At 67.5% G+C, this 12,817-nt stretch carries 12 protein-coding genes; 11 read left to right on the top strand and 1 reads right to left on the bottom strand.

The window, feature by feature from the left end:
• Positions 1-298 precede the first annotated feature (298 nt).
• Entirely contained in the window at positions 299-1,498 is a 1,200-nt protein-coding gene (gene hemW / locus IDF66_RS01510; RefSeq protein WP_190265504.1) for a radical SAM family heme chaperone HemW, read from the top strand.
• Between the two features lie 22 nt (positions 1,499-1,520).
• Here hemW and IDF66_RS01505 read toward each other — a convergent pair whose 3' ends face one another.
• The gene (locus tag IDF66_RS01505) at positions 1,521-1,979 is read right to left on the bottom strand and encodes a type II toxin-antitoxin system VapB family antitoxin (RefSeq protein WP_164309140.1); all 459 of its coding nucleotides are present in this window, start codon (positions 1,977-1,979) and stop codon (positions 1,521-1,523) included.
• A 148-nt stretch (positions 1,980-2,127) separates the two neighbouring features.
• On the opposite strand from IDF66_RS01505, the gene hrcA reads away from it, so the two are divergent.
• The 10 genes from hrcA (at position 2,128) to era (ending at position 12,771) form a co-directional block, all read left to right on the top strand.
• Positions 2,128-3,162 (top strand): heat-inducible transcriptional repressor HrcA, encoded by a 1,035-nt coding sequence (gene hrcA, locus IDF66_RS01500; RefSeq protein WP_164309142.1) that lies wholly within the window; start codon positions 2,128-2,130, stop codon positions 3,160-3,162.
• A 114-nt stretch (positions 3,163-3,276) separates the two neighbouring features.
• Positions 3,277-4,443 (top strand): molecular chaperone DnaJ, encoded by a 1,167-nt coding sequence (gene dnaJ, locus IDF66_RS01495; RefSeq protein WP_164309143.1) that lies wholly within the window; start codon positions 3,277-3,279, stop codon positions 4,441-4,443.
• Between the two features lie 19 nt (positions 4,444-4,462).
• Entirely contained in the window at positions 4,463-5,215 is a 753-nt protein-coding gene (locus IDF66_RS01490) for a 16S rRNA (uracil(1498)-N(3))-methyltransferase (protein ID WP_190265503.1), read from the top strand.
• A 13-nt stretch (positions 5,216-5,228) separates the two neighbouring features.
• On the top strand, positions 5,229-6,008 hold the full coding sequence (locus IDF66_RS01485) for an alpha/beta hydrolase family protein (protein ID WP_190265502.1): 780 nt from the start codon (positions 5,229-5,231) through the stop codon (positions 6,006-6,008).
• A 137-nt stretch (positions 6,009-6,145) separates the two neighbouring features.
• The gene (locus IDF66_RS01480; protein WP_317628545.1) at positions 6,146-7,315 is read left to right on the top strand and encodes a DUF3089 domain-containing protein; all 1,170 of its coding nucleotides are present in this window, start codon (positions 6,146-6,148) and stop codon (positions 7,313-7,315) included.
• Positions 7,316-7,441: 126 nt separating this feature from the next.
• Positions 7,442-9,490 (top strand): PhoH family protein, encoded by a 2,049-nt coding sequence (locus IDF66_RS01475; RefSeq protein WP_190265501.1) that lies wholly within the window; start codon positions 7,442-7,444, stop codon positions 9,488-9,490.
• Entirely contained in the window at positions 9,487-10,053 is a 567-nt protein-coding gene (gene ybeY / locus IDF66_RS01470; RefSeq protein WP_164309151.1) for an rRNA maturation RNase YbeY, read from the top strand. Before IDF66_RS01475 ends, ybeY begins: the two co-directional genes overlap by 4 nt.
• A 2-nt stretch (positions 10,054-10,055) precedes the next feature.
• Positions 10,056-11,504 carry a hemolysin family protein gene (locus IDF66_RS01465; protein ID WP_190265500.1) on the top strand — a complete coding sequence of 483 codons (1,449 nt, stop codon included), beginning with the start codon at positions 10,056-10,058 and terminating at the stop codon, positions 11,502-11,504.
• Complete coding sequence (locus IDF66_RS01460; RefSeq protein ID WP_388000584.1) at positions 11,501-11,860, top strand: cytidine deaminase; 360 nt, start codon at positions 11,501-11,503, stop codon at positions 11,858-11,860. The genes IDF66_RS01465 and IDF66_RS01460 overlap by 4 nt, the downstream gene beginning before the upstream one ends.
• Positions 11,857-12,771, top strand: a complete 915-nt coding sequence (gene era / locus IDF66_RS01455; protein WP_190265499.1) for a GTPase Era — start codon at positions 11,857-11,859, stop codon at positions 12,769-12,771. Before IDF66_RS01460 ends, era begins: the two co-directional genes overlap by 4 nt.
• Positions 12,772-12,817: the final 46 nt, after the last annotated feature.

Below are 12,817 nucleotides of genomic sequence, written 5' to 3'. Positions count from 1 at the left end.
ATGCGCTGCAGACGCGCTTGAGATCGATGTGGCGTCGGGCCGCGAGCCACACCCCTGGGGAAGTCACGCCGTTCATAGTGCCACGATGCCCCTTGCCTCGTCTACTTGGGGTTATTTTCCCTCACGGTGAGGCAAAGCCCTGCCGTGAGGTCCGCATGTAGAAGACAAGGCAGTCGGAGCGGGAGGTATTCCCACCGTCGGCGCGCATCGGCGACAGTCGTTGCGGGCAATCCCGGATCGGTGGCGTGGTCACGGTCACACCGCGCGGGGCGAGCATGATGGAGGAGTGAGGGTCGAGATGGAATCGGACACCGGCGACGTCGTCGGTGCGGCGTGTGGCGCAGTCGACGCCACGACGCCATTCGGCCTGTATCTGCATGTTCCGTTCTGCGCGACGCGCTGCGGATATTGCGACTTCAACACCTACACCGCGGGTGAATTGGGGAGTTCGTCGTCGCCGGAGTCGTGGCAGGAGGCCGTCGATCGCGAGCTGAGAAGTGCTGCACGGCTGATGAACCCGAGTCGGCCGATATCGACGGTCTTTGTCGGCGGCGGTACGCCGTCGCTGCTGGGTGCGGCGGGATTGTCGAGGCTGCTGGATTCGGTGACCGAGTACTTCGACCTCGCCGACGACGCGGAGGTCACCACCGAGTCCAATCCGGAATCGACATCACCGGCGTTCTTCGACGGTCTGCTCGGCGCGGGGTTCAATCGCATCTCCCTCGGTATGCAGTCCGCCGCTCCGCACGTGCTGGCAACCCTGGATCGCACGCACACGCCGGGCCGCGCGGTCGCCGCAGCTCGCGAGGCGACCGCCGCGGGGTTCGACCACATCAATCTCGACCTGATCTACGGGACGCCGGGGGAGACCGACGACGACCTGCACGCGAGTCTGGATGCCGTCCTCTCGACCGAGGTCGACCACGTCTCCGCGTACGCCCTGATCGTCGAGGACGGCACCGCGCTGGCCCGGCGCATCCGGCGCGGCGAATTGCCCGCCCCCGACGACGACGTCCTCGCCGACCGGTACCGGATTCTCGACGACAGGCTGTCGACCGCGGGTTTCGACTGGTACGAGGTGTCGAACTGGTCGCGGTCGCGCGCCGCGGAATGCCGGCACAACCTGGCGTACTGGTACAGCCACGACTGGTGGGGAATCGGGCCGGGCGCGCATTCACACGTGAACGGCGTGCGGTGGTGGAATGTCAAACACCCGGCGCGCTATGCGGATTCGCTTGCCGCCGAACAGCTTCCGATCGGTGGACATGAGATCCTCACGCCGGAGGACCGGCATCTCGAAGCGGTGATGCTCAAGGCGCGCTGCCGCGACGGGCTCGGGGTCGACGAGCTCACCGCAGGCGAATATCAGCGGGCGGCGGAGTTCATCGACGATGGCCTGCTCGAACACGTGGGCAGTGTCGGTGCCCGGCTGGTGCTCACCGACGCGGGCCGACTGCTTGCCGACCGTGTGGTGCGCGAGATCCTGGTCGCCGGCTGAGCGCGGTCGCGGCCCGGACTCATCACCACTCGGGCGGCTGCCGGCCCGCCACCGGCACCGTCCAGCCGGTACTGCGGGCGCCACGCCGGTGCACGCCGCCGGCCGACTCCCGTCCCGGCGACGGGAGTTCCGCCGTGTCCACCTGATCCTCGACCGGCGGGGCCTCGGGATCGAGGTCGAGATCGAGTGCGTCCAGATCGAGCATCCGGGCGTGGATGATGTGACGGTTCCGCAGCGCAGACCGAACGGCCCGGTGCAGTCCGTCTTCCAGATAGAGCTCTCCGTGCCAGCGGACGACATGGGAGAACAGGTCGCCGTAGAACGTCGAGTCCTCACTGAGGAGCCGGTCGAGGGCGAGCACGGTGGTGACCGTGGTCAGCTCGTTCAGGCGGAATTGTCGGGGCGGGATCTTCGCCCAACCGCGCGCCGACAATCCGTGGTCGGGATAGGGCTTACCCTCCCGCACCCCCTTGAAGATCATCCCGGCACTTCCTGAGCATCGGCCGGCCCGATGATGCTCATCGGTGCGCGGCCCGCCGCGAAAACTGTTCGAGCGAGTTTCGCGTCACGGTTCGTAAGATGGACGTCACCTACTGTATGGCAGAGTTCTGTGCCGGGAGGAGTGTCGCGTGTCGAGTACCGATGATCGTCGATTCGAGATCCTGCGCGCGATCGTGACGGATTTCGTCGAATCGCAGGAGCCGATCGGTTCCAAGGCGATCGTCGATCGCCATCAGCTCGGGGTGTCGAGCGCCACGGTGCGTAACGACATGGCGGTCCTCGAGGCCGAGGGGTACATCGCCCAGCCCCATACGAGTTCCGGCCGCGTGCCGACCGACAAGGGCTACCGGATGTTCGTGGACCGGATCAGCGAGGTCAAACCGCTGTCAGCGGCCGAACGTCGCGCCATCCTGTCGGTCCTGGATTCCGGCGTGGATCTCGACGACGTGCTGCGACGCTCGGTCAAACTGCTCGCCCAGCTGACGCGACAGGTCGCGGTGATCCAGTACCCGGTGCTGTCGACGGCGACGGTGCGACACCTCGAGGTGGTGTCGCTGTCGCCGTCGCGGCTGTTGCTGGTCGTGATCACCGACACCGGTCGTGTCGAGCAGCGGATGGTGGCGCTCAGCGACGACCTCGTCGACGACGACTTCGTGCGGTTGCGTGACATGTTCTCCGCGGCCTTGTACGGAAAGCGGCTCGAGGCGGCATCGGCCGCGGTTGCCGAGGTGGCCAACGAGGCGCCCGACGACATCCGCGACGTGGTGGTCAGCGTGGCCACGGTGCTCGTCGAGACGCTGGTGGAACGTGGTGACGACCGCCTGGTGCTGGGTGGCACGTCGAATCTGGCCCGGGCCGCGGCGGATTTCACACCGGTCGTCGGCGGTATGGACTCGGTGCTCGACGCGCTCGAAGAGCAGGTCGTGGTGCTGAAACTGCTCGCCACCACCCAACGGATGGGCGGGGTCACAGTCCAGATCGGAGAGGAGACCCAGACCGAGAACCTGCGTGGTACCTCGGTTGTCTCGACAGGGTACGGTGCATCGGGCACGGTGTTCGGCGGCGTCGGAGTGGTAGGCCCCACACGCATGGACTATCCGGGAACAATCGCGTCGGTCGCGGCCGTTGCCAAATACGTCGGCGAGGTCTTGGCCGATCGATGACCTGTGTGGCCGCCACCATGCGGCCCCGGTCCGACAGAGATGCCGACAGCCGGCCACGACCACAGACGCCGCCCACCAAGCAGACCAAGTGTGAGATAGAGGACCGAGACGACCGTGGCACGTGACTACTACGGAATCCTGGGTGTCGCCAAAGGCGCCACCGACCAGGAGATCAAGCGCGCATATCGGAAGAAGGCGCGGGAACTGCACCCCGATGTGAATCCGGGTGAAGAAGAGCGTTTCAAAGAGGTCAGCACCGCCTACGAGGTGCTGACCGATCCCGAGAAGCGCCGCATCGTGGACGCAGGCGGTGACCCGCTGGCCGGTCCGGGTGCCGGCGGCTTCGGCGGGGGATTCGGTGGCAGCGGCGGCCTCGGCGATGTCTTCGAGGCGTTCTTCGGATCCAGTGGCGGTTTCGGCGGCGGCGGCGGATTCGGTTCCGGCCGAGGCCCGCGGAGCCGGGTGCAGCCGGGTGAGCCCGCCCTGGTGGCCGTGGAACTCGACCTCGAGGAGTGCGCGGCCGGGGTCAACAAGGAGATCACCGTCGACACCGCGATCCTCTGTGACCTGTGCAAGGGCTCCGGGACGCACGGCGATTCGAAGCCGATCAGCTGCGACACGTGCAACGGTGCCGGCGAGATCCAGGCGGTCCAGCGGTCGTTCCTCGGTCAGGTGATGACCGTTCGCGAATGCCCGACCTGCCATGGCGTCGGTGAGGTGATCCCGGACCCCTGCCGCAAGTGTGGTGGCGACGGACGGGTCCGTTCCCGCCGGAGCATGACGGTCAAGATCCCCGCCGGGATCGAGAGCGGGATGCGGGTCCGGCTGTCGGGCCAAGGCGAGATCGGCGCAGGCGGCGGACCTGCAGGCGACCTGTACGTCGAGGTCGGCGAGCGTCCGAACGACGTGTTCATCCGCGACAAGGACGACCTGCACTGCACCATCCGGGTGCCGATCGTCGACGCGGCCCTGGGCGGCTCCATCGACATCGACACCATCCTCGACGGCACCGCTCGCATCACCATCGCGGCGGGCACCCAGCCCGGGCAGGTCGTCAAGGTGAAGGGCCAGGGCATGCCGCACCTGAACACCGGGGTACGCGGCACCCTCCACGCCCATCTCGACGTGGTGGTGCCGACGAAACTCGACGCCGCGCAGACCGAGGCCCTGACCACCTTCCGCGACGCATCCGACGATCGCGTCGAGGTCGTCACGACGGCGACCGGTGCAGCAGCCGGCGGACTGTTCTCCCGACTGCGCAACGCCTTCGCCGGGCGTTGACGACCACCGGAGTCCGTGCGTGAGTCCGCCGCTGTTCTGGGTCGACGAGGTACCGCGCGTCGGCTCCGACGTGACCCTCTCCGGTCCGGAGGGGCGACATGCGGTGACCGTGGCGCGCCTGGCGGTCGGTGAGGAGATCACCCTCGGGGACGGTCGCGGCTCCACAGCGCTGTGCGAGGTGAGTGCGATCACCTCCAAGGACACCCTGGTCGCACGGGCGCACACCTACGGATATGCCGAGCCGCCCCGCCCCCGTGTCACGGTGGTGCAGGCGTTGCCCAAGTCCGAGCGATCGGAACTCGCCGTCGATCTCGCGACCGAGGCGGGCGCCGACCGGATCGTTCCGTGGCAGGCCGCCCGGTGCGTGGCCCGATGGACGGGGAAGTCGGAGAAGGGCCACGCGAAGTGGACGGCCGCCGCGTCGGCGGCCGCCAAACAGAGCCGACGGGCCTGGATTCCCGACATCGCCCCGTTGGCGTCCACCACCGACATCCGGGCGCGATGCGCCGACGTCGTCGCTGCCGGTGGCCTGGTCGCGGTCCTGCACGAACACGGTGTGACGTCTCTGCGTGAGCTACCACTGGCGGATGCGACGGAGCTGGTCCTCGTGATCGGCCCGGAGGGCGGCCTCGACGACACCGAGATCGCCGACCTCTCGGCACTCGGCGCGTCGTCGGTGATCCTCGGACCGGAGGTGTTGAGAACATCGAGCGCGGCCGCGGTGGCCCTCGGTGCAATCGGTGTGCTGACCGATCGGTGGGCACTCCGGTGAGGCAGGTGCGCCGGTGAAGAAGTGTGGGGCGCACCGCGTCAAGGTCGAATATGGAAGTGCGCCATCGCAATTCGGTCACGTCTATCACCCGGTGAGTGGACTGGGGCCGACTGATCGAGTGCGCGCGGTGGTGTTGGTCCACGGGGGGTACTGGACCACCGAGTTCGGCTTGACGATCGAGACCGCCATCGCCCGCCGGTTCGCCGAGCGGGGTGCGGTCGTGTGGAACGTCGAGTATCGGCGTGTCGGCGAGAACGGCGGCGGCTGGCCGAACAGTGGTCGCGACGTGGTCGCCGCGCTGCAGGCACTCGACGGTCCCGTGCGCGCGGCCTTGCCGGCGGAGATGTCGGCACAGGTCGACTGGGGCTCGGTGGCCGTGGTCGGTCATTCCGCCGGCGGACAGCTGGCCGTGTGGTCGGCCGCACAGCTGCGGGCGCGCACCGAGTCGTGCCAGATCAGCACGGTGATCGCGCAATCGGCGGCGCTCGACCTGGTGTCGGGTGCCGATCGACCGTCGATCCGGGGTCTGATGGGCCGTCCGTATGCCGAGATCCCGCACCGATACCGCGAGGCGTCACCGATCTCGCAGGAGCCGTTCCCCGCGCATGTCGTCGCTCTCCACGCGGAGGACGACACGGCGATCCCGGTCGAGTCGAGCCGCCGATACGTCGACGCCGTGACCGCCAGGGGCCAATCGGCCGAACTTGTCGTTGTCCCGGGGGAGGGGCACGACGCATTCGTCGATCCGCGAAGCGCGTCCACCCGGCACACCGTGCGGCTGCTGGGCATCTGATTACGTCGTTCACGTTCGTGGTGGTCGCCGACGGCGTATCTTGACAAGACCGCGGACAGTCTCTGCTGTGGCGCGACGGTGGTGAGCGACGGCCTTGCGTACGAGGTCAGTAACCGGTTCGGCCGTGGGAGGTCGCGGTGCAATCCCTCAGATCCGGGTCGGTCGGTCGGCTCCTCGTCGCGGTCGGTGTCGCGGTCGCGTCGTTCTCGCTGTTGGTCGGTGCGCAATCCACCGCCGTCGCCGCACCGGCCCCGCCCACCAAGTGGCTGTGCAGTCCGACCATGGCGTCGGACCCCTGCGACCTCCCTCAGGACACCACCGACCTGCTGACCGGTCGGGTCACCGCGCCGCCACCGGTCGCGGAATCCGCCAAGCCGGTGGATTGCTTCTTCGTGTACGGGACCGCGACAAACGCGCTCTCGCTCAACGCGGATCTGGTTGCGTCGCCGGAGATCCGGGCGGCCGCCTCACTGCATGGGGCACGATTCAACCGGACGTGCCGCATGTTCGCCCCTGTCTACCGACAGGTGTCCCTGCCCGCCGCCGTGCCCACCAATCTCGGCCTGACCGAACCCTTGGCCATCGCCTATCGCGATGTCCGCAATGCCTGGCGGGAGTATCTCGCCCACGCGGGCAACCGGGGCGTGATCTTCATCGCCGATTCCCAGGGCGCCTACCACCTCCGCAAACTGATCCGCGAAGAAGTCGACGGCCGGCCGGCGCTGCTCCATCGATTCGCCGGCGCTTTTCTGATGGGCGCCAACGTGACCACCGCCAAGGGGAGTGCCGTGGGCGGGGATTTCCGCAACATTCCCGTGTGTACCCGCCAGGGTGAGTACCGGTGCGTGATGGCGTACTCGTCGAACGTCGTCTATCCACCCGTGTCGGCGTTCGGCAACAGTGCGGTCGACGTGACGTCGCGGGCATCGGGTTTGCCGAACGGGCCGCAATACCAGGTCGCCTGCACCGACCCGGCGGTGGTGAGCGGCAGTCGTGCGCCGGTCGGCATCACGGTGCCGAGTGAGCCGTTCCCGCCTTGGCTCCTCGCGGGTGTGTTGACCTACACCCGGTTCCCGGATCCCTGGCCGACGTCGTCTTCGACCTGGACGACGGGCCGCGGTCGCGGGGTGGGCAGCTGCGACGAGGTGTACGGCATCCGCGAGTACCACATACGGATGATCCGGCCACAGCCGATCAACCAGGTGCCGTTGCTGGACACCCACGACCTCGACTTCACCTTCGGGCTCGACAGGCTGGTCGGGATCGCCGCCCGGCAGGCCGCGGACTGGCGAGCACACTCTCATTGAGGTTCCGGCAGGTGTCCTGCGCGGCCTCCGGAATATTGCCTGCTGGCGCACGGTTCAATCGCGTTAGACTGGCTACATCCCGGCGTATCGACGCGCCGCGACGACCCCCTAGGAGTGATTGCATACGTGAGTGACGACAACCCCGACCTGAGCGCGCCGACCAGCCGGACTCTTGCGGGTCGATCTGTCACCTCCAACGTGGAAATCTCTCCCGAGGTGGTGTTCGGGCTGCTCGGGACCAGTGACGTCAATCTGCGCACCCTCGAACAATTGCTGCCGGCCGATATCCACGTGCGCGGCAACCAGGTCACCTTGACCGGTGTGCCCGCCGACGTCGCGGCATCGGAGCGGGTGATCGCCGAACTCGTCGATCTGGTCGGTCGCGGCACACCCCTGACACCCGACCTCGTACGGCACAGCGTCTCCATGCTCTCCGAGGGATCGGCCGAATCGCCCGCCGACGTGCTGTCGCTCGACATCCTGTCCCGACGCGGCAAGACGATCCGGCCGAAGACCCTGAACCAGAAGAAGTACGTCGACGCGATCGACAACAACACCGTCGTCTTCGGACTGGGCCCGGCCGGTACCGGCAAGACCTACCTGGCGATGGCCAAGGCCGTGCAGGCCCTGCAGTCCAAGTCCGTGAACCGGATCATCCTGACCCGGCCTGCCGTCGAGGCCGGTGAGCGTCTCGGCTTCCTGCCGGGCACGCTCAGCGAGAAGATCGACCCGTATCTGCGGCCGCTCTACGACGCACTGCACGACATGATGGATCCGGAGTCGATCCCGAAGCTGATGGCGGCCGGGGTCATCGAGGTCGCGCCGCTGGCGTACATGCGCGGGCGGGCACAGCCCTTGTCGACCCGAGTGTTGACGCCGCAAGGTTTCCGCCCCATCGGCGAACTGCAGGTGGGTGACGCCGTCATCGGTTCGGATGGCACACCGACCGAAGTGCGCGGTGTGTATCCCCAGGGCTTCAAGGACATCGTTCGGGTGACCACCCAGGACGGTGCGTCCACACTGTGCTCGACCGACCACCTCTGGTCGGTCTACACGCGCGGCGATCGGCGGCGGGGCAAGGGTCCACGGGTCCTTGCGGCGAAAGAGATGATCGGGAATCTGCGTGCGGCGCATCACCACCGCTACGAGCTTCCGCTGGTGACCGCGCCGGTGGCCTTCGACGCCCAGCCGGTGCCGTTGGACCCCTACACGCTCGGATTGATGCTGGGCGAGCAGTGCGGGGCCGGCCAGACGGCACCGTCCTCCACGACCGAGAACCCGGAACCGGTCGACGCGGTGGTCGATGCGGCGGTGCCCGGCATTCGCACGTCGCCGACGGAGTGCGTGCCGAAGCAGTACCAGCTCAACTCCGCAGAGGTGCGACTCGCGGTCCTGCAGGGTCTGCTCGACGCCGACGGCGCTCCCGTCGGACACGCCGGGCGTACCTGCGGCGTCCGGTACACGACCGTGTCCGACCAGCTGCGCGATGACGTGACGTTCCTCGTTCAATCGCTCGGCGGTATCGCCTACACACGCACGCGCGCTGCCGAAGATGGCACTCCGGGCAGTGCGCGTGGGCCCGAGGTGCGGCACGACGCCCATGTGCTCGATATCCGACTTCCGCACGATGTTGCACCCTTCCGGCTCCGCAGCAAGGCCGAGCGGTACCGCGCGGACGGCTCCGAGGAGCCCCGTCGCCACATCGAGAGCATCGAATCGGTTGGCAGCGAGGAGGCGGTCTGCATCAGCGTCGCCGCCGAGGATTCGTTGTATGTCACCGAGGACTTCCTGCTGACCCACAACACCCTCAACGACGCCTTCATCATCCTCGACGAGGCCCAGAACACCACGGGCGAACAGATGAAGATGTTCCTCACCCGACTGGGTTTCGGGTCCAAGGTCGTCGTCACCGGCGACACCACACAGGTCGATCTCCCCGGTGGGGCGCAGAGCGGACTCACTGCGGCCACAAGGATTCTCGACGGCATCGACGACATCCACTTCTCGCACCTCACCAGCGCGGACGTGGTCCGGCACCGGTTGGTGGCCGACATCGTGGACGCATACGGACGGGCCGAGGAGAACTCGCGCGTCGGCGGCCGATTACGCGACGCCGACAATCTGCCGGGCAACCGGGCGTCTCGTCGGGCCGCCGCGCACGGACGTCGCTCATGAGTATCGAACTGGCCAACGAATCCGGTGTCGAGGTCCCCGGGGACCTGATCATCGAATCGGCACGCTTCGCCATCACCGCGATGGACGTCCATCCGGCCGCGGAACTCTCGGTGGTCTGTGTCGACGAGGACACGATGGCCGACATGCACATGCAGTGGATGGATCTGCCCGGCCCGACAGACGTGATGAGCTTTCCGATGGACGAGCTGGTCCCGGGTGGACGGCCCGACGCCGCGGAACCGGGGCCGGCGATCCTGGGTGACATCGTGTTGTGCCCGGCGTTCGCCGCCCAGCAGGCGAAGTCGGCGCGGCGCTCGTTCGAGCACGAACTGTCGATGCTGACGATCCACGGGGTGCTTCATCTGCTGGGCTATGACCACGCCGAGCCCGACGAGGAAAAAGAGATGTTCGGCCTGCAGAACCGAATCCTCGAGGAGTTCTACGCGGCGCGGCATCGCCGGGCACAGCAACAGCGACAGTCCGATCGCGACACCCAGTTGCTGACCAACATCGGCTTCGCCGAGACCGCCCGGCCCGAGAACGCTCCCGTCGAGGACGAGTGACGGTGCCCGACGACGTCTGGTTCGTCGTGGCGGCACTCGTGCTGATCCCGATCGGCGGGCTGTTCGCCGCCGTCGACGCGGCCATCACCACGGTGTCCATGGCGCGTGTCGAGGACATGGCGAAAGAGCAGCGCGCCGGTGCGGTGCGCCTGATCGCGGTGCTGCATGGACGGGCAACCTATGTGGGTCTCGCCGTCCTGATGCGGGTCACCTCCGAGACGGCGGCAGTCGCCCTGATGACGCTGGTGTTGACCGACTGGCTCGGCGTCGGCTGGGGTCTGTTCGCGGCCATCGTCGGGATGGCGGTGGTGTCGTTCGTCGCCGTAGGCGTCGGGCCGCGAACCCTCGGTCGGCAGCATGCGTACACGATCGCGCTGTCGTCGGCGATCGTGTTGCAGGGCATCGGATTGCTGCTCAAACCGCTCACGCGATTGCTCATCATGGTGGGCAACGCGGTGACACCCGGCAAGGGATTCCGCAACGGGCCCTTCGCCACCGAGGTGGAACTGCGCGAGGTCGTGGACCTCGCCGAGGCCAGTGGTGTGGTGGCGGCCGACGAGCGTCGGATGATCCAGTCGGTGTTCGATCTCGGCGACACCAACGCTCGCGAGATCATGGTGCCGCGACCGGAGATGATCTGGATCGAGCAGGACAAGACCGCCGCCCAGGCAATGAATCTCGCGGTGCGGTCGGGGCATTCGCGTATCCCGGTGATCGGGGAGAACCCCGACGACATCGTCGGCGTCGTCTATCTCAAGGACCTCGTCGCCGAAGGAGGCCGTTCGGCGTCTGCGCACGTCCACGACTTCATGCGCGACGCCGAGTTCATCCCGGATTCCAAACCGCTGGACAAGGTGTTGGCGGACATGCAGCGCACACGCAATCACATGGCACTTCTCGTCGACGAGTACGGCGGGATCGCGGGGTTGGTGACCATCGAGGACGTCCTCGAGGAGATCGTCGGTGAGATCACCGACGAGTACGACACCGACGAGGTCGCGCCGATCGAAGAACTCGAGGGCGGGTCCTACCGCGTGTCGGCGCGGCTACCCGTGGAAGATCTCGGCGAACTCTTCGGCATCGACATCGACGACGACGAGATCGAGACCGTCGGCGGTTTGCTCGGCCTCGAACTCGGACGGGTACCGCTGCCGGGGGCCCGGGTCGAGTCGAACGGGCTGCTGCTCGTCGCCGAAGGCGGTCCGAACCGGCGGGGCCGCCAACGCATCACCACCCTGCTGGTCACCCGGGTCGATGACCCCGACGTCGGCGACACGTCGTCGGCCGACGGTGATCGCGACGACACCGACATGCCCACGTCCGATCCGGCGCAATCCGACCGCGGTGCGGAATACTCGATGTCCAGCCGTGGGCGTTCGCAGGTCCGGGAGCAGGTCCGACGACACGGCGACCCAACGGGTGACACCACCAGGAGCGAGGACCGAACGTGACCGCACCGTCGAGCGGACTGCCCGAGTTGTCCGACGAGGACCAGAAGCTGGTCGTCTTGGCGCGGGGCGCACTCGCCCGCGCGGAGAGCCCATCGGCAGCCGCCGTCCGTGATGCCGACGGCCGGACCTATGCCGGCGCGCCCGTGGCCGCCGAGACGCTGAACCTGTCCGGCCTCCAGGTCGCCCTGGCGAGTGCGCTCTCCAGCGGTGCCCAGGCCTTCGAGGCGGCCGTATTGGTCAACGGCGCCGCCGACGATCCGGGTCTGGCCACGCTCGCGGAGTTCGGCTCGGAGGCATATGCGGTGCACACCGACCTGTCGGGGACACCGACCGGTCGTCAGGATGCGCACCGATGACCGAGTTCCGGTCGGGCTTCGTCTGCTTCGTCGGTCGGCCGAACACCGGAAAATCGACCCTCACCAACGCTCTGGTCGGTGAGAAGATCGCCATCACCTCGAACCGGCCACAGACCACACGGCACACCATCCGGGGGATCGTCAATCGCGACGACGCCCAGTTGATCCTGGTCGACACACCAGGTCTGCACCGGCCTCGGACGCTGCTCGGCCAGCGACTCAACGACCTCGTCCGGGACACGTACTCGGAGGTCGACGTGATCGGCGTGTGCGTACCGGCCGACGAGACGATCGGGCCCGGCGACCGCTGGATCGTGTCCCAGGTCCGTCAGATGGCCCCCCGCACCACGGTGCTGGGCGTGCTCACCAAGATCGACCGCGTCACCCCGGATCGAGTCGCCGCGCAACTCGTCGCGCTGTCCGAACTGCTCGGCCCCACCTCGGAGGTGGTCCCGACCTCGGCGAGGTCGGGCGCTCAGCTCGACATCCTGACCGACGTGCTGGTCGGCCTGATGGAACCCGGCCCGGCGTTCTATCCCGACGGTGAGCTCACCGACGAACCCGAGGAGGTGCTGATGGCGGAGTTCATCCGTGAGGCGGCCCTCGAGGGTGTCCGTGACGAACTCCCACACTCCCTCGCGGTGGTCATCGAGGAGATCATCCCGCGCGAGGAGGAGCAGGAGGGGCAGGGGCCGTCGATGGTCGATGTGCACGCCATCCTCTACGTCGAGCGCGACAGCCAGAAGGGCATCATCATCGGCCATCGAGGTGCCCGGCTGAAAGAGGTCGGCACCGTCGCGCGGGGACAGATCGAGAAGCTGCTCGGCACCAGGGTGTACCTGGATCTGCATGTGAAAGTGGCCAAGGACTGGCAGCGGGACCCGAAGCAGTTGGGGCGCATGGGTTTCTGATGTCCGTAGCCGTCCGTCGGTGCGAATGAGTCGAGAGGGAGTCCGG

The sequence above is a fragment of the Gordonia hankookensis genome (assembly GCF_014673215.1).
Lineage (GTDB): Bacteria > Actinomycetota > Actinomycetes > Mycobacteriales > Mycobacteriaceae > Gordonia > Gordonia hankookensis.
This window is presented reverse-complemented; position numbering and strand designations above follow the sequence as displayed.

Bases quoted from the DNA above. Each gene is read 5' to 3' on its own strand.
- hemW (WP_190265504.1), top strand. From the start codon at position 299: ATGGAATCGGACACCGGCGACGTCGTCGGTGCGGCGTGTGGCGCAGTC.
- IDF66_RS01505 (WP_164309140.1), bottom strand. From the start codon at position 1,979: ATGATCTTCAAGGGGGTGCGGGAGGGTAAGCCCTATCCCGACCACGGA.
- ybeY (WP_164309151.1), top strand. From the start codon at position 9,487: ATGAGTATCGAACTGGCCAACGAATCCGGTGTCGAGGTCCCCGGGGAC.
- era (WP_190265499.1), top strand. From the start codon at position 11,857: ATGACCGAGTTCCGGTCGGGCTTCGTCTGCTTCGTCGGTCGGCCGAAC.